This is a genomic window from Shewanella sp. 125m-7 (assembly GCF_052977045.1).
Map to the genome: position 1 here is coordinate 1 of NZ_JBRILQ010000016.1, position 17,027 is coordinate 17,027.

The 17,027-nt window shown below is 44.2% G+C and carries 15 protein-coding genes; 12 read left to right on the top strand and 3 right to left on the bottom strand.

Annotation, left to right across the window (positions count from 1 at the left end; all coding sequences use genetic code 11):
• Nucleotides 1-44: 44 nt before the first annotated feature.
• Nucleotides 45-1,334: a citrate synthase gene (locus tag ACVBIL_RS09450; protein WP_447166729.1), complete on the bottom strand. Its 1,290-nt coding sequence runs from the start codon at nucleotides 1,332-1,334 to the stop codon at nucleotides 45-47.
• Nucleotides 1,335-1,744: 410 nt separating this feature from the next.
• Between ACVBIL_RS09450 and sdhC the strand changes: the two genes are divergently transcribed.
• The 10 genes from sdhC to ACVBIL_RS09500 all read left to right on the top strand — a co-directional run bounded on the left by sdhC (nucleotide 1,745) and on the right by ACVBIL_RS09500 (nucleotide 13,147).
• Nucleotides 1,745-2,140 carry a succinate dehydrogenase cytochrome b556 subunit gene (sdhC, locus tag ACVBIL_RS09455; RefSeq protein ID WP_447166801.1) on the top strand — a complete coding sequence of 132 codons (396 nt, stop codon included), beginning with the start codon at nucleotides 1,745-1,747 and terminating at the stop codon, nucleotides 2,138-2,140.
• Nucleotides 2,134-2,481 carry a succinate dehydrogenase, hydrophobic membrane anchor protein gene (gene sdhD / locus ACVBIL_RS09460; protein WP_447166730.1) on the top strand — a complete coding sequence of 116 codons (348 nt, stop codon included), beginning with the start codon at nucleotides 2,134-2,136 and terminating at the stop codon, nucleotides 2,479-2,481. Before sdhC ends, sdhD begins: the two co-directional genes overlap by 7 nt.
• The gene (gene sdhA, locus ACVBIL_RS09465) at nucleotides 2,482-4,248 is read left to right on the top strand and encodes a succinate dehydrogenase flavoprotein subunit (RefSeq protein ID WP_447166731.1); all 1,767 of its coding nucleotides are present in this window, start codon (nucleotides 2,482-2,484) and stop codon (nucleotides 4,246-4,248) included. It begins immediately after the preceding gene.
• Nucleotides 4,249-4,260: 12 nt separating this feature from the next.
• Nucleotides 4,261-4,968 carry a succinate dehydrogenase iron-sulfur subunit gene (locus ACVBIL_RS09470; protein ID WP_220781975.1) on the top strand — a complete coding sequence of 236 codons (708 nt, stop codon included), beginning with the start codon at nucleotides 4,261-4,263 and terminating at the stop codon, nucleotides 4,966-4,968.
• A gap of 208 nt (nucleotides 4,969-5,176) precedes the next feature.
• The gene (gene sucA, locus ACVBIL_RS09475; protein WP_447166732.1) at nucleotides 5,177-7,999 is read left to right on the top strand and encodes a 2-oxoglutarate dehydrogenase E1 component; all 2,823 of its coding nucleotides are present in this window, start codon (nucleotides 5,177-5,179) and stop codon (nucleotides 7,997-7,999) included.
• 31 nt (nucleotides 8,000-8,030) lie between these two features.
• On the top strand, nucleotides 8,031-9,227 hold the full coding sequence (odhB, locus tag ACVBIL_RS09480; RefSeq protein ID WP_447166733.1) for a 2-oxoglutarate dehydrogenase complex dihydrolipoyllysine-residue succinyltransferase: 1,197 nt from the start codon (nucleotides 8,031-8,033) through the stop codon (nucleotides 9,225-9,227).
• An 80-nt stretch (nucleotides 9,228-9,307) separates the two neighbouring features.
• Nucleotides 9,308-10,474 (top strand): ADP-forming succinate--CoA ligase subunit beta, encoded by a 1,167-nt coding sequence (gene sucC / locus ACVBIL_RS09485; protein WP_447166734.1) that lies wholly within the window; start codon nucleotides 9,308-9,310, stop codon nucleotides 10,472-10,474.
• A complete protein-coding gene (gene sucD / locus ACVBIL_RS09490) occupies nucleotides 10,474-11,346 on the top strand; it encodes a succinate--CoA ligase subunit alpha (protein WP_447166735.1) in 873 nt (290 codons plus the stop codon). Before sucC ends, sucD begins: the two co-directional genes overlap by 1 nt.
• 241 nt (nucleotides 11,347-11,587) lie before the next feature.
• Nucleotides 11,588-11,896: a hypothetical protein gene (locus tag ACVBIL_RS09495; protein ID WP_447162228.1), complete on the top strand. Its 309-nt coding sequence runs from the start codon at nucleotides 11,588-11,590 to the stop codon at nucleotides 11,894-11,896.
• Between the two features lie 324 nt (nucleotides 11,897-12,220).
• A complete protein-coding gene (locus ACVBIL_RS09500; RefSeq protein ID WP_447166736.1) occupies nucleotides 12,221-13,147 on the top strand; it encodes an AEC family transporter in 927 nt (308 codons plus the stop codon).
• Between the two features lie 17 nt (nucleotides 13,148-13,164).
• Here ACVBIL_RS09500 and ACVBIL_RS09505 read toward each other — a convergent pair whose 3' ends face one another.
• Nucleotides 13,165-14,817, bottom strand: coding sequence for an FMN-binding glutamate synthase family protein (locus tag ACVBIL_RS09505; protein WP_447166737.1), 1,653 nt, complete (start codon nucleotides 14,815-14,817; stop codon nucleotides 13,165-13,167).
• Nucleotides 14,818-14,959: 142 nt separating this feature from the next.
• On the opposite strand from ACVBIL_RS09505, the gene ACVBIL_RS09510 reads away from it, so the two are divergent.
• Nucleotides 14,960-15,460, top strand: coding sequence for a GNAT family N-acetyltransferase (locus ACVBIL_RS09510; protein WP_447166738.1), 501 nt, complete (start codon nucleotides 14,960-14,962; stop codon nucleotides 15,458-15,460).
• A 61-nt stretch (nucleotides 15,461-15,521) separates the two neighbouring features.
• On the opposite strand, the gene fur is transcribed toward ACVBIL_RS09510, so the two are convergent.
• Nucleotides 15,522-15,953, bottom strand: a complete 432-nt coding sequence (gene fur / locus ACVBIL_RS09515) for a ferric iron uptake transcriptional regulator (protein WP_447166739.1) — start codon at nucleotides 15,951-15,953, stop codon at nucleotides 15,522-15,524.
• Between the two features lie 268 nt (nucleotides 15,954-16,221).
• On the opposite strand from fur, the gene cobB reads away from it, so the two are divergent.
• Nucleotides 16,222-16,947 (top strand): Sir2 family NAD+-dependent deacetylase, encoded by a 726-nt coding sequence (gene cobB, locus ACVBIL_RS09520; RefSeq protein WP_447166740.1) that lies wholly within the window; start codon nucleotides 16,222-16,224, stop codon nucleotides 16,945-16,947.
• Nucleotides 16,948-17,027 lie beyond the last annotated feature (80 nt).

Here is a 17,027-nt window from a genome sequence, read left to right on the forward strand (position 1 = left end):
TCTCTACTTAAATGACGAGTTTAAATGAGCGCATCAATAAGCTGTTAACCGCGTTTATCTAAGTCGACAAAGTCACGCTTAGCATCACCGGTATAGAGCTGGCGAGGACGACTGATCTTATGACCAGGCTGATCTAGCATCTCTTTCCAGTGAGCAATCCAACCGACTGTACGCGCTAACGCAAACAATACCGTGAACATACTTGTTGGAATACCAATCGCTTTCATGATGATCCCTGAGTAGAAATCAACATTTGGATAAAGCTTCTTAGAGACGAAGTACTCGTCTTCCAGTGCTATACGCTCTAGCTCCATTGCCACATCTAGCAGCGGATCGTTCACTTTTAGTTCAGCAAGCACTTCATGACAGGTCTCACGCATTACCTTAGCGCGAGGGTCGAAGTTCTTGTAAACGCGGTGACCGAAGCCCATTAGACGGAATGGATCTTCTTTGTCTTTAGCACGTGCAATAAACTCAGGAATGCGATCAACAGTGCCGATTTCTTCCAGCATATTTAAGCATGCTTCATTAGCGCCACCGTGTGCGGGCCCCCATAGTGATGCGATACCTGCAGCAATACATGCAAACGGGTTAGCACCTGAAGAACCGGCTAAACGAACGGTAGACGTTGACGCGTTTTGCTCGTGGTCAGCGTGTAGGATGAAAATACGATCCATTGCGCGTTCTACGATTGGGTTAACCTTGTATTCTTCACATGGTACAGCGAACATCATGCTTAAGAAGTTACCCGCATAGCTTAACTCGTTACGTGGATAGACAAACGGCTGGCCGATTGAATATTTGTAACACATCGCGGCAATTGTTGGCATTTTTGACACCAAACGATAGGCCGCAATTTCACGGTGACGCTCGTCATTTACATCCAAAGAGTCTTGGTAAAATGCCGATAAAGCCCCTGTTACACCACATAGCATTGCCATTGGATGAGCATCAGGTCTGAAGCCTGCAAAGAAAGCAGACAACTGCTCATTCACCATGGTGTGCGTTTTTACTGTGTATACGAATTCATCGTATTGTGCTTTATTTGGAAGCTCACCATAAAGCAATAAATAACATAAATCTAAGTAACTAGATTCTACCGCCAGCTGGTCAATTGGGTAACCGCGGTGAAGCAGTATTCCTTGTTCGCCGTCGATATAAGTAATTGCAGATTCACAAGATCCGGTCGCTAGAAATCCTGGATCGAAAGTAAAGTAACCTTTGCTACCTAGCTTACTGATGTCGATTACATCAAAACCTGCCGTACCTTCTTTAATAGGCAGTTCGATTGAATCATTCCCTGGTAGTTCTAATGTGGCTATATTATCAGCCATACCCCATTCTCCTTACTTCATTCTTATTGAGTGCGGCTTATCAAACGTCAACACTTTACAGTGAATCTAGATCACATTTCAATTTAAATAAGCGTTTAAATTTGTTAGACCATGGTCTTAAATCATCTTAAGTACTTGTGTGAACAGCGGCTTGGCAGATTTTTTTACCAAAAAAACAATTTTTGCATAATGTGATGTTTGTATTTGACATTTCACCCACGTATACTTGCCGCAGCTCAGAAGAGCTGCATACATTGGCGATTAGTTATCACTAGTTTGCATGCTTAATTAGTGATTGCTAAAACTGTTAAATGTTTGTTTAAGTTTTCTTTTGTAAAAGTTCTAAACCGTGATCTAAATCACTGATTAGAATTTAAGCAAAAGCGGTTCGTATAACAAAAATTAGCTCAATTGAGCAGAGTGAGCAGAACGTGAAAAAGCAAAGACCTGTCCATTTAGATCTGCAGACCATACGCTTCCCTGCAACAGCGATCGCGTCGATCCTCCATCGTGTATCGGGTGTCATCATGCTGTTTGCCGTCGCTATTCTTATCTGGTTGCTTAATGAATCATTAGCATCAGCCGAGAGTTTCGCTGGCGTCCAATCTCTTTTTGATAACTTTGTTGTTAAGTTCATCGTTTGGGGAATTCTTACCGCGCTGGGTTATCACTTAATAGTGGGTATTCGCCACTTAGTGATGGATGCTGGCTACTGGGAAGAACTTTCTTCTGGTGTAACTTCGGCTAAAGTCGCTATTGCCTTGTCAGTAGTGTTTTCAATCATTGCGGGGATTTGGGTATGGTAACTAACGCAGCAAGTCTTGGACGCAGCGGTGTCCATGACTTTATTCTTATACGTGCAAGTGCAGTAATCCTAGCCTGTTATACCATTTTCTTGGTTGGGTTTATCGCATGTAGCTCTCCACTAACTTATGACGCATGGCATGGCTTATTTAGCACATTGCCAATGAAAGTCTTCACCGTACTCGCGCTAGTAGCAGTGTTGATACATGCCTGGATTGGGATCTGGCAGGTGCTGACTGATTATGTAAAGTGTGTTTCTCTACGTGGTGTACTTCAGTTTGTTTTTGTCGTAGCAGCCTTCAGTTATTTGGTCGCAGGCATTTTGATTGTGTGGGGTGTTTAAGTGGGTATTCCAGTTCGCGAATTTGACGCGGTTGTAATCGGTGCTGGTGGCGCCGGTATGCGTGCCGCTCTACAGATTTCTAAAGAAGGTAAGAGCTGTGCGCTGTTATCTAAAGTATTCCCAACTCGTTCTCATACGGTATCAGCACAGGGTGGTATTACTGTAGCCCTTGGTAATGCGCACGAAGATCACTGGGAACAACACATGTACGATACCGTGAAAGGTTCCGATTTTATCGGTGACCAAGAAGCGATTGAGTTTATGTGTAAGACCGGTCCTGAAGCCGTTATTGAGCTTGAGCATATGGGTTTACCTTTCTCGCGTTTCGAAAACGGCACTATCTATCAGCGCCCATTTGGCGGCCAATCTAGAAACTTTGGTGGCGAGCAAGCGGCGCGTACCGCAGCTGCAGCAGACCGTACCGGTCACGCATTATTGCATTGCCTTTACCAGCAAAACGTTAAACATAAGACTGAAGTCTTCTCTGAGTGGTATGCACTCGACTTGGTTAAAAATGAAGACGGTGTGATTGTTGGTTGTACAGCCATTGAAATTGAAACCGGCGAAATTGTTTACTTTAAAGCGAAAGCAACAGTGCTAGCGACCGGTGGAGCAGGGCGTATTTACGCCTCTACTACTAACGCTCATATTAACACTGGCGACGGTGTGGGTATGGCAATGCGCGCTGGCGTGCAGATGCAAGACATGGAAATGTGGCAGTTCCACCCAACGGGTATCGCTGGCGCAGGTGTTTTGGTTACTGAAGGCTGTCGTGGTGAAGGCGGATACCTGCTTAATAAAGACGGCGAACGTTTCATGGAGCGTTACGCACCTAATGCAAAAGATTTGGCATCTCGTGACGTGGTAGCACGTTCAATGATGACTGAAATTCGCGAAGGTCGTGGTCTCGATGGCCCATTAGGCCCGCACTGTTTACTTAAGCTTGATCACTTAGGTAAAGAAACCCTTGAAGCACGTCTTCCAGGTGTTTGTGAATTGTCTCGCACGTTCGCACATATCGATCCAGCTGATGGTCCAATCCCCGTTTTGCCGACTTGTCACTACATGATGGGTGGCTTACCAGCTAAAGTCAGTGGTCAAGTTGTTCGTCAAAATAGCGATGGCAGCGAAGAAGAAGTCACCGGTCTTTTTGCCGTTGGCGAAATAGCGTGCGTATCGGTGCATGGTGCTAACCGATTGGGTGGTAACTCATTGTTAGATCTTGTAGTATTTGGTCGAGCAGCGGGGCAACACCTAGGTAAAGCATTGGACGAAACGCCAATCGCTAAAGATGCAACACAAGCTGATATTGATGCGTCACTTGCTCGCCTAAATCGCTGGGAAAGCAACAAAGATGGTGAAGACCCAACGGTTATCCGTAAAGACTTACAGCTTTGTATGCAGCTTAATTTCTCAGTATTTAGAAGTGGTGATGCGATGGCTGAGGGCTTGAAAGAGCTTAAAGCCATTCGTGAACGTTTAGCTAATGCAAAACTATCTGACAACTCCACTGAATTTAATACTCAACGTATTGAATGTTTAGAGTTAGATAACTTGATGGCGACAGCGATTGCCACGGCAACGGCGGCTAACTTCCGTACCGAAAGCCGCGGCGCGCATTCACGTGAAGATTACTTAGAGCGTGATGATGAAAACTGGTTATGTCACAGTATTTATGACCCAGTAACCGAGCTTATGACTAAGCGTGATGTGAACATGGAGCCTAAACTCCGCGCCGCATTCCCGCCAATCAAGCGTACCTACTAAGGAGAAGCCCCGATGAAATTGGAATTTGCAGTTTATCGCTACAATCCCGATGTAGACACTAAGCCATACATGAAGGATTACAGTTTAGAAGTGGATGAAGGTACCGATATGATGGTCCTTGATGCACTGCTTAAGCTAAAAGAGTTAGATCCAACACTCGCGTTTAGACGTTCATGCCGTGAAGGTGTATGTGGCAGTGATGGTATCAACATGAATGGTAAAAATGGTCTAGCGTGTATCACGCCCGTTTCTACCTTCAAAGGTAAGAAAATCGAAATCCGTCCGTTACCAGGCATGCCTGTGGTGCGTGACTTGATTGTCGACCTAACTCAGTTCTATACCCAGTACGAGAAGATTAAGCCTTTCTTGATTAACGATGAAAAAACACCTGCGCGTGAACATCTGCAATCACCAGAAGAGCGTGAGCATTTAGATGGACTCTATGAGTGTATTATGTGTGCATGTTGTTCTACGGCTTGTCCTTCATTCTGGTGGAACCCAGACAAGTTCATCGGTCCAAGTGGTTTGCTACATGCTTATCGCTTCTTGATTGACAGTCGTGATACGGCGACTGAAGAGCGTTTATCTGGGCTTGATGACGCTTACAGCGTGTTCCGCTGTCACGGCATTATGAACTGTGTTGACGTTTGTCCTAAAGGGCTTAATCCGACAAAAGCAATTGGACACATTAAGTCTATGCTTCTGCAGAGAGCCGTTTAGATGCAGTACCAAGAGCCGATATTGATATAGCTCTATATGAGCCACTTCTCTAGTGGAGAGTGGCTCTTTTTTGTGTCATGGAAGACAAATATAACGATAATCTGGAACTCTAGGGGCTACAGAGATTACAAATCCTTTGAGGTTTGCTCAAAGAATCTGTATTTATGACTTTGGCTAAGCACGTGTATACAGTTTGAAAGGAATAGAAATGCACCAAGGCATCATGAAAGCCTGGCTCGAATCGTCACACCTTAATGGCGCGAATTCGACCTATGTAGAAGAGATGTATGAAGCCTATCAAGTCGATCCACAGTCGGTTACTGAAGACTGGCGTGTCGTGTTTGATAACCTCCCTCTAGTTAATGGTTCATCAGCGGATGTACCAGAAGCTGCCCACTCTAAAGTACGCGACTATTTTCGTAGTCTTGCATTAGATGGACGTCAGAAAGGCTCACCTAAGGTGACCGATCATGAAGTCGATGCAAAACAAGTTAAGGTCCTACAGTTAATTAACGCTCACCGTTTCCGTGGTCATCAGAATGCCAATTTAGATCCGCTTGATATTTGGAAGCGCGTTAAGGTATCTGAGTTAGACCCAGCATTTCACGGCTTAGATAGCGATGATATGCAGCGTCAATTTAACACGGGTTCATTTGCTCATGGTGGCGAAACCATGAAGCTGGTGGATCTCGTTAAAGCACTAAAGGCCACCTATTGTGGTTCTATCGGTGCTGAGTATATGCACATTACCGATACGGATGAGAAACGTTGGATCCAACAACGTCTTGAACCATCTCTGGGTGCTGCACAATACTCAAAAGAAGATAAGACACGAATTCTTGAAGGGCTCAACGCCGCTGAAGGTATGGAAAAATACCTAGGTGCTAAGTTCCCTGGAGCAAAGCGCTTCTCGCTAGAAGGCGGTGATGCACTGGTTCCTATGATGCGTGAAATTATTTATCGCGCAGGTGATGCCGGCACTAAAGAAGTCGTTATTGGTATGGCGCACCGTGGCCGTTTGAACGTACTCGTTAACATTCTTGGTAAGAAGCCATCAGAATTGTTTGACGAATTCGCTGGCAAGCACAGCGATGAGCTAAATGGCTCGGGTGACGTTAAATATCACCAAGGTTTCTCGTCTGATTTCGAAACGCCAGGTGGCAACGTTCACCTAGCTCTCGCCTTTAACCCATCTCACCTTGAAATCGTTAACCCTGTAGTTATCGGTTCTGTGCGTGCGCGTCTTGACCGTCGCGGTTGCGATACGGGTCTGCAGGTGATGCCAATTACCATTCATGGTGACTCGGCAATTACCGGGCAGGGCATTGTGCAAGAAACCTTTAACATGTCACAGACCCGTGGCTTTAAGGTTGGCGGCAGTATCCGCATTGTAGTCAACAACCAAGTTGGTTTTACCACTAACTTAACCGAAGACGTACGCTCTACAGAGTACTGTACTGATATCGCTAAGATGGTACAGGCACCGATTTTCCACGTGAATGCCGATGACCCAGAAGCGGTCACGTTTGTTTCACAGTTGGCTGTTGATTACCGTAACGAATTCAAGCGCGATGTGGTTATCGATTTGGTTTGTTATCGTCGTCATGGCCATAACGAAGCCGATGAGCCGAGTGCCACTCAGCCATTGATGTACGCGAAAATCAAGAAGCATCCAACACCTAGAAAAATCTACGCTGACAGACTCATTGCTGAAAATGCAATGGGTAGCGAAGACGTAACGTCTATGGTGAATGCTTATCGTGATGCACTTGATGACGGTGATTGCGTTGTTAAAGAATGGCGCCCAATGACATTGCATTCAGTCGACTGGAGCCCTTATATCGGTGCCGAGTGGAATGATGAATACGATGCACATATGTCGCTTGACCGCATCAAGAATCTAGCCGATAAAATCAGTTATGTGCCTGAAAGCCATAAGCTGCAATCACGAGTAGCTAAGATTTATAATGATCGTTTAGCCATGGCAGCGGGTGAAAAACTACTGGATTGGGGCTTTGCCGAGACATTGGCTTATGCATCGATATTAGAAGATAACAAGCGTATTCGCATTACTGGTCAAGATTCTGGTCGCGGTACCTTCTTCCATCGTCATGCAGTGCTTCATAATCAAAATGATGCCACGGCTTACATGCCGCTACGCAACATTGCTGAAGAGCAGGGACCAATTGATTTAATTGACTCTGTGTTATCTGAAGCATCGGTGCTGGCGTTTGAATATGGTTATGCAACGGCAGAACCTGGTGGACTGACACTATGGGAAGCACAGTTTGGTGATTTCGCTAACTGCGCTCAAGTGGTAATCGATCAGTTCTTATCATCGGGTGAGCAGAAGTGGGGCCGTTTATGTGGTCTAACTATGCTATTGCCACATGGTTACGAAGGCCAAGGCCCAGAGCATTCAAGTGCACGTTTAGAGCGCTTCTTGCAGCTTTGTGCTAACCACAACATGCAAGTGTGTGTGCCGTCGACGCCAGCTCAGGTTTACCATATGTTGCGTCGCCAAGTTGTACGTCCTATGCGTCGTCCACTTGTGGTGATGTCACCTAAGTCTTTACTGCGTCATCCGTTAGCGGTTTCAAGCTTAGAAGAGTTAGCCCAAGGTACGTTCCAAAATGTAATTGGCGAAATCGATGAATTGAATGCAACTAACGTCGATAGAGTCGTATTTTGTAGCGGAAAAGTTTACTTTGAGCTACTTGAGCGTCGTCGCAAAGAAGGCTTAGAAAACGTTGCGTTAATTCGTGTTGAACAATTGTACCCGTTCCCACATGAAGAAGCGGCTGCGGCACTTCGCGATTATGCTCACGTTACAGATTTTGTTTGGTGCCAAGAAGAGCCACAAAACCAAGGTGCTTGGTATTGTAGTCAGCACCATTTCTGGAACGTCATTCCGTCTGGAGCTCAATTGAGCTACGCCGGACGTGAAGCGTCAGCTGCACCAGCATGCGGTTACCCTGCATTGCACGCTCAGCAACAAGAATCATTAATCAGCAGTGCGTTAAAACTGTAGTAATAGACATTATATAAAAGGATCGTAATCCATGAGTATCGAAATTAAGGTACCCGTTTTGCCAGAATCAGTTGCTGATGCAACTATTGCTACATGGCATGTTCAAGCTGGCGAGCAAGTTTCTCGTGATCAAATCCTTGTTGATATTGAAACTGATAAAGTTGTACTAGAAGTTGTTGCACCAGAAGATGGCCAAATTGCTGAGTTTTTAGCTCAGGAAGGCGACACCGTTCTAGGTGAAGCTGTTATCGCAAGCTTCGTGGCAGGCGCTGTAGCCGGTCAAGAAGTCACCAAAGCAGAAGCAGAAGCGGCTGCACCAGCAGGTGATGCATCTGACGAGTCAAATGACGCACTAAGCCCATCAGTTCGTCGTTTAATTGCAGAGCACAATGTTGATGCTAATGCTGTTAAAGGGTCGGGTGTTGGTGGACGCATCACTAAAGAAGACGTTGAGGCTTTTGTGAAAAATAAGCCTGCGGCTTCAGCTCCTGCTGCGAGCGTTCCTGCTGTGGTTGCTCCATTAGCTGAACGCAGCGAAAAGCGTGTGCCAATGACACGCCTTCGTAAAACGATTGCTAATCGTCTGCTAGAAGCGAAAAACTCGACGGCTATGCTAACGACGTTTAACGAAGTTAACATGAAGCCAATTATGGATATCCGTAAGCAATATCAAGAGATTTTTGAGAAGCGCCACGGCATTCGTCTAGGTTTCATGTCTTTCTATGTTAAGGCTGTTACTGAAGCGCTTAAGCGTTTCCCGGAAGTTAACGCTTCAATAGATGGTGATGAGATTGTTTATCATAACTATTTCGACATCAGCATTGCAGTATCGACACCGCGTGGTCTAGTGACACCTGTTCTGCGTGACACTGACAAAATGAGCCTTGCTGATATCGAGCGTAACGTTCGTGAATTAGCGATTAAGGGCCGTGACGGTAAGTTAACGGTTGAAGACATGACGGGTGGTAACTTCACCGTGACTAACGGTGGTGTATTTGGCTCATTGATGTCAACTCCAATTCTGAATTTGCCACAAAGCGCAATCTTAGGCATGCATGCCATTAAAGATCGCCCAATGGCAGTAAATGGTCAGGTTGAAATCCTGCCTATGATGTACCTCGCACTTTCTTACGATCACCGTATTGTAGATGGTCGTGAATCAGTTGGTTACTTGGTTGCTATTAAAGACTTCCTTGAAGATCCAACTCGTCTGTTACTTGACCTTTAGGTCAAGGCAGGCAATACCCTCGTTGCAGGCCCTTTTGGGCCTGTTGAAAAATTTATAAGAAGTAGAATGGATAGATCATCATGAATTTGCATGAGTATCAGGCAAAAGCTCTATTTGCCGAATATGGTTTACCAGTGTCAGAAGGTTTTGCATGTGATACTGCCCAAGAAGCAGTTGAAGCAGCAGGCCATATTGGCGGTGATATGTGGGTTGTTAAGTGTCAAGTACACGCTGGCGGCCGTGGTAAAGCAGGTGGCGTTAAAGTCACCGGTGATAAAGAAGAGATCCGCGCTTTCGCTGAACATTGGTTAGGTAAGAACCTTGTTACTTACCAAACTGATGAGAAAGGTCAGCCAGTAGCTAAAATCTTAGTTGAAAGCTGTACTGACATTGCAAATGAATTGTACTTAGGTGCAGTTGTAGACCGTTCAACACGACGCGTTGTGTTTATGGCATCTACTGAAGGCGGTGTTGAAATTGAAACTGTGGCTGAAGAAACGCCAGAGCTGATTCACAAAGCTATCATCGATCCGCTAACGGGTCCTCAACCATACCAGGCTCGCGATCTTGGCTTCAAGTTGGGTCTAAACCCGACTCAAATGAAGCAGTTCACTAAGGTCTTTATGGGCTTAGCGAAGATGTTTGAAGATCATGATTTCGCGCTACTTGAAATCAACCCTCTTGTTATCACTGAAGAAGGCAACATTCACTGTCTAGATGGCAAGATTGGTATCGACGGCAACGCACTGTTCCGTCAGCCTAAAATCCGTGAAATGCACGACCCATCACAAGATGATGCTCGTGAAGCTCACGCGGCTAAGTTTGAGCTTAACTATGTTGCACTAGACGGCAACGTTGGCTGCATGGTTAACGGTGCTGGCCTTGCAATGGGTACGATGGATATCGTAAACCTTCATGGTGGCAAGCCTGCTAACTTCCTAGACGTTGGCGGCGGAGCAACCAAAGAGCGTGTAGCTGAAGCATTTAAGATCATCTTGTCTGATTCTAACGTTAAAGCGGTTCTTGTTAACATCTTTGGCGGTATCGTTCGCTGTGACATGATTGCTGAAGGCATCATTGGCGCAGTTAAAGAAGTGGGTGTACAAGTACCGGTTGTTGTTCGTCTTGAAGGTACAAACGCTGATCTTGGTCGTGAAGTTCTTGCAAACTCAGATCTAGATATTATCGCTGCTACAAGTCTAACTGACGCGGCTGAGCAAGTAGTTAAAGCTGCGGAGGGCAAATAATGTCTGTATTAATTAACAAAGATACCAAAGTTATCTGTCAAGGTTTTACTGGTGGTCAAGGTACGTTCCACTCTGAGCAAGCCATCGCTTACGGCACTAAGATGGTTGGTGGTGTTTCTCCAGGAAAAGGTGGTCAAATTCACCTAGGTCTTCCAGTATTCAATACTGTTAAAGACGCGGTTGAAGTAACCGGTGCTACAGCATCAGTTATCTATGTACCTGCACCTTTCTGTAAAGATGCAATCCTAGAAGCAATCGACGGTGGCATCGAGCTAATCGTATGTATTACTGAAGGGATCCCAACGTTAGATATGCTTCAAGTTAAAGTTAAACTTGAAGAAACTGGCGTACGCATGATTGGTCCAAACTGCCCAGGTGTTATCACTCCTGGTGAGTGTAAGATTGGTATCATGCCTGGTCACATTCATAAGCCAGGTAAAGTCGGTATTGTTTCTCGTTCAGGTACGTTGACGTACGAAGCGGTTAAGCAGACGACTGACGAAGGCTTTGGCCAATCAACTTGTGTTGGTATTGGTGGTGACCCAATTCCTGGTACGAACTTCATCGACGTATTGGAAATGTTCCAAAACGATCCGCAAACAGAAGCTATCGTTATGATTGGTGAAATTGGCGGTACTGCTGAAGAAGAAGCGGCTGATTACATCAAGGCTAACGTAACTAAGCCTGTTGTTTCATACATTGCTGGTGTAACTGCACCTGAAGGCAAGCGTATGGGCCATGCTGGCGCAATTATCGCTGGTGGTAAAGGTACGGCAGAAGATAAGTTTGCAGCGCTAGAAGCCGCAGGCGTAACGACTGTACGTTCACTTGCTGATATCGGTAAGGCACTACGCACTAAAACAGGTTGGTAATTTCTAACCTTGTTTAAAAAAGGCGCTTTTAGCGCCTTTTTTGTTGCCTGCTCTTCATGCTTACAATAAAGGTAAGTGTAATTTTTCAATTTTGTCAGTTTGTTTTTAGAGTTTAATTCTACCAAGAGGGGCAAAACTAGAACTATTGGCGATAAATTCGCCTTATTTTGTCAAAAATATGGCGTAGTTTTAACAATCTGTTATACCTAATTTATCTATAGGGAACTTGTAGGTAACTTTTATGTCGATGGTTAGTGCAAAAGAATTTTCTGATTGGCTGCGAATGAGGTTTGGTGAACTCAACGAAGGTGTTTCGCTCACCCGTAAAGATATCAATCAGTTAACGGGTCGCCAAAACTTTTCTGCGGATTTTGTTAACGATATCCACTTTGAGCTAATGCGTCATGGGTTAGCCTTTGTAACAGATACGTCTAGAGAGCATTTTTACCTAGTGCCAATTAACAAGCAGTCATGGCGCGATCGCTTAGAGCAGCAGTTCGAGAAGGAGATCTTCTGTAATATTATTCCGCTTAATGTGTCTAGTAAGTAGTATGCTCTTGCTTTAAAGTTCTGCTTTTTATATCTGAATATCTTTATGTTAGGGACTAAGTTATTTCGATGTGGCTAACGCTTCGAGATGACATGGTGTCGCTATGATTTTTATTTGGTGTCAATTTAGCTTTGCCGGTAAAAGGTTTTAGATACATTTTTGACCTAAAAACCAAGAAGTTCCAATCTTGTTAACACAACCACCTGTACTCTGCTATTATCCCTGCGCTCAATCTCGCTCTAGCTTTCTTTATAGCGATCGCTATTCTCCACGCTAGCAAGCCTTTATTTATAAAGGTATTAATTTGTTAAGGGATTTAACTTGATGTCGACGATTACTATCATCTTTCCATTACTTTTTATGGCGAGCTTAGGCTATTTGCTGACGGCCAAGGGGCCGTTGACTAAAGAAAGTATCGGTGGCATAAGCCTATTTACCTTTTATCTATCCATACCGGCTTTTTTGTTCATTAATATGTACCAAGCCGATCTGGCTAAGAGTTTTGAGCTTAAAAACTTAATGGCTTTTTATCTGCCTGTGCTTGGGGTTTATGGGGTCGGTGCGGGATTATATTGCTGGCTAATGCGAGGGCGTAAAGCTTTACTCACAAGTAGTGCTGTTTATGGATTAGGGTGTAGCTATTCCAACACGATTCTTGTTGGTTTGCCCGTTATCGTAGGCGCGCTGGGTGAGAAGATGATGGGCAACGTGTTTGCGATTATCACCTTTCATAGCGCCATGCTTTTCTCATTAACCTTTCTTTTGAGTTATAAGCAAAATACCTCTGGATTCAATGGATGGCAGTTTATAAAAGGCATAGTGTTCAACCCGATTGTATTGGGGATTTCTGCGGGATTACTGTTAAATTTACTCGCGATTAAAGTAGAAGATAACTTATTTAATGGTTTGCGCCTGCTCAGTGAGCCGGCTTTGGCATGTGCCTTGTTTGTGCTTGGGGCAAACCTGAGTTTTTATAAGATAACCAGTCATTGGCAATTAGCACTTGTCGCATCGATGGTCAAACTCTTGCTACTGCCATTTTTAGTATTTTTATGTGGATCTAAGCTGTTGTCGATCGATGGTGATAATTTAGCGGTCTTGGTTCTACTCAGTGCTTCACCTTTGGGGGTTAATGCCTATCTAGTTGCGATGCAAGTTCAAGCGCAACAGGCTGTAATCGCCAGTACCGTAGTGTTATCTACGGTACTGTCTGTATTAAGCATGAGCTTGTGGTTGGCGGTGTTACTGTAATCGATTATTAAATGTCACTAAACAGCATTTCTAGGTCGCGACAGCTCCGCTGGCGACAGTATATAAATATCTTCAGAATAGAAGTCCTCAGTCTGTGCCATGCGCCACCATTCACTCCATGGTCCCTCTATTTGATTTTCATTGATAAGGTCATTAGCTTGTAGCGGCTCAATTAAGCTGCCAACCGACATCAGTAAGCCGTAGGGGGTACGACGTTTCAGCATATGAGGCTGAAGCTTTTCTGGTGTGTCGAGCCCCATACTTCCGACGAGTTCAAAAAAGCTGTTAAGCGTATTATTATGGTAGTTCTTTACCCGTTCACTCTTATTGGGCACATCGACCGCTTTACTTCTAGCAGGATCTTGGGTAGCGATACCTGTTGGGCACATATTGGTGTTGCAATGCCTAGATTGAATGCAGCCTAACGACATCATCATGGTTCTAGCGGCGTTCACAGTATCGGCGCCCATGGCAATTTTAGCTAACAGGTCGAAACTTGAGGCCGTTTTTCCAGATGCGATAATCTTAATCCTGTCTCTTAGACCCGCACCGATTAAGGCATTATGTACAAAATAAACACCTTCTAGGCACATCATGCCAAGGCGGTTGCTAAATTCTACTGGTGCTGCACCTGTCCCCCCTTCGGCGCCATCGACAGTAATAAAGTCAGGTGTTATGCCGGTTTCAATCATCGCCTTACATAGGCCTAAGAATTCAACGGGGTTACCAATACAAAGTTTAAAGCCAACAGGTTTACCTCCGCTAAGATCACGCAGAGTGTTGACAAAGTTGAGTAGATCTTTGGGGGTTGTACACTCAGGATTAACCGCTGGAGAGACACAGTCCCTGTCTTTGGATATATGGCGGATTGCGGCAATCTCGTCGGTAATTTTAGCGGCAGGCAATACCCCTCCATGGCCCGGTTTAGCGCCTTGAGACAGCTTTATCTCAATCATTTTTATTTGTGGGCGACTAGCCATGGCTTTAAAAGTAACAGGATTAAAATTACCAGCATCATCACGACAACCAAATAAACCAGAGCCGATTTGCCAAACAATGTCACCTTGATGTTTTAGATGATAAGGGCTAACTCCGCCTTCGCCTGTATTGTGGTAACAACCTGATTTTAATGCCCCAAGATTAAGAGATTCGATTGCGTTGGCGCTAAGAGAGCCAAAACTCATGGCTGAAATGTTAAAATAGGATGCCTGATAAGGTTTTAAACAGTCTGGCCCACCAATGAGTACACGTTTAGCACTGTCATCAATCTCTTTTGGGTGAAGTGATTGCCAAAGACTTAAATAGTTTTCTTCAAGTAGGTTTCTTTGGGTACCAAAAGCGATGGTGTCGCGTACGTTTTTTGCACGTTGATAGACCAAGGAGCGTTGTTCACGATTGAAGGGGGTTTCTTCGGTATCATTTGCAATGAAGTACTGCTGGATCTCGACTCGGTAGGATTCTAGAAAGTAACGTAAGTAAGCGACTACGGGGTAGAGTCGGTTAAGTGTGTGTGGGCTGTGGTAGATATCAAAATAACCGACCGCAGTATAGAAAATGGTAAAAATCAAGACTAAGCTTGGGAGCAGCCCAGTTTGGTTTAGCACATAATTGATGGCAAGTAGGTTACCTAAGGTTGCGATAACCCAATAGACCTTTTGCATAATAGTCATAAAGCATTCCTTTGTTATTGACTCTATTACTTTATTGAACGCTATCGGCGTCATTTAAGCAAACATGTTTTAATACTTTCTAAATTAGACGAAATATGGGTATATTAGTGAGTTATTGGGGCCAGAATAGAAGGGGTTAATTGTGATTATTACTGAGACTGACAGGCTGATATTAAGGCATTTTGAGCCTAAAGATACCAAAGCTATCTTCTTATTGAATAGTATTCCTGAAGTCCTAACTTATATTCCTGGCGAACCCATGACGACAATATCTCAGGCCACGCAGATTCTTGAAAACGTTATTTTACCGAGTTATCAGCAAAGGGGCTACGGCCGCTGGGCTGTAGAGCATAAAGCCGATGCCAAAGTCATTGGTTTTTGTGGACCAACCTTTATTACTGAATTTAATGAGGTGGAGTTGGGATATCGGTATTTACCACAATATTGGGGTAAGGGTATAGGCTTTGAAGCGGGGGCTGCTGCACTTGAACGGTTCAAGGATTATGACATTCATGAAGCAATCGCACTTATATTGCTGGGTAACAAAGGCTCCGAGGCGTTGGCGCGTAAAGTGGGTATGAAACAGCGTAACCGCGATAAATTTATGGGACACAAAGTGAATGTGTTTCATAAAGTGTTATAGATTTTAAAATAGGCACAAAAAAACCAGCATAAAGCTGGTTTTTTAGTGTTGAACGCATAGTTTATGCGTCGCCGTGTTCGCACTCATCGTTGGTGCAAACTCCGTATAGATACAAACTGTGATTGGTCAGCTTGATATTATGTTTCATGGCGATTTCGTCTTGACGACGTTCTATCATCTCATCAGAGAACTCGATAACTTTACCACATGTTAAGCAAACTAAATGGTCATGATGATGTTGAGATGAAAGTTCGAAAACGGCTTTACCGCTTTCAAAGTGATGGCGCGTCACAATACCGGCATCGTCAAACTGGTTAAGTACACGATAGACAGTTGCAAGACCGATCTCTTCACCTATTTCGAGTAATTTCTTATAGAGATCCTCAGCACTGATGTGTTGATTCTCTGGCGCTTGCATCAATTCTAAAATTTTGACTCGTGGTAAGGTCACTTTCAAACCCGCTTTCTTTAGTGCTTGATTTCCATCTGTCATTATTGGTCTCTTGATTGCAGAACGATTAGCTATAAGTTAATCAGTTCATTTGTGGGTATTGAAGCCATTATATGTGCACAAATTGAAAACTTAAACCTTTGATCTTGCAATAAAGCATCTTAAGTAAATAAAAGCTATTAACTAGATATAAAACAAGCAATTTAAGCATACTTTTTGTATTGTTATTGCCCATTTATACTAACGCCTAATGTCATATATAACTATAAAAAGGCAAAATAATAAAAAGACCAATAAAAAAGGACTGTAGATGTACAAGCAGATTGTAATACTGACCGGGGCAGGGATCTCTGCTGAATCTGGGTTACGTACCTTTAGAGATCAAGATGGTTTATGGGAAGAACATAAAATTGAAGAGGTTGCGACTCCTGAAGGCTATGCCAATAACCCACTACTAGTAGAGGGCTTCTATAATGAACGGTGGCAACAATTTCATAATGGCTCTATCGAACCCAATGCCGGCCATATTGCACTCGCTAAGCTTGAAACAGAGTTTAAAGGCGAGCTGTTAGTCGTAACACAAAATATTGATGACTTGCACGAAAGAGCGGGCTCAAGGCGCTTGCTTCATATGCATGGTGAACTCTCTAAGGGGCGTTGCCCGCGCTCTCAACAGACTTTTTTGTTAAGAGAACCCTTCGGTCCGGGGCATACCTGTACTTGTTGTATTCCGGCACAAAGACTCAGGCCACATGTCGTTTGGTTTGGTGAAATGCCTTTTGGTTTAGATAGAATTCAACACGCGTTAGACACGTGCGATCTGTTTATCGCCATCGGGACATCGGGCACCGTTTATCCGGCGGCAGGTTTTGTTGATACGGCCAATCATCATGGCGCTCAAACGATTGAGGTTAATCTAGTCGCAGCAGATCGCCACAGTCAATTTCAATATCATTTAGAGGGCAAAGCCAGTGAGTTAGTGCCAAAGCTTATTGATGACATTCTCAGTGGGAAAATAGTGAGCAATATACTTTAGCAAATTTATACCAATCATATATTTAGTACGATTGGTATTACTTGGGTGTTTGATACCAAGCGGTATTATTCACCTTGACG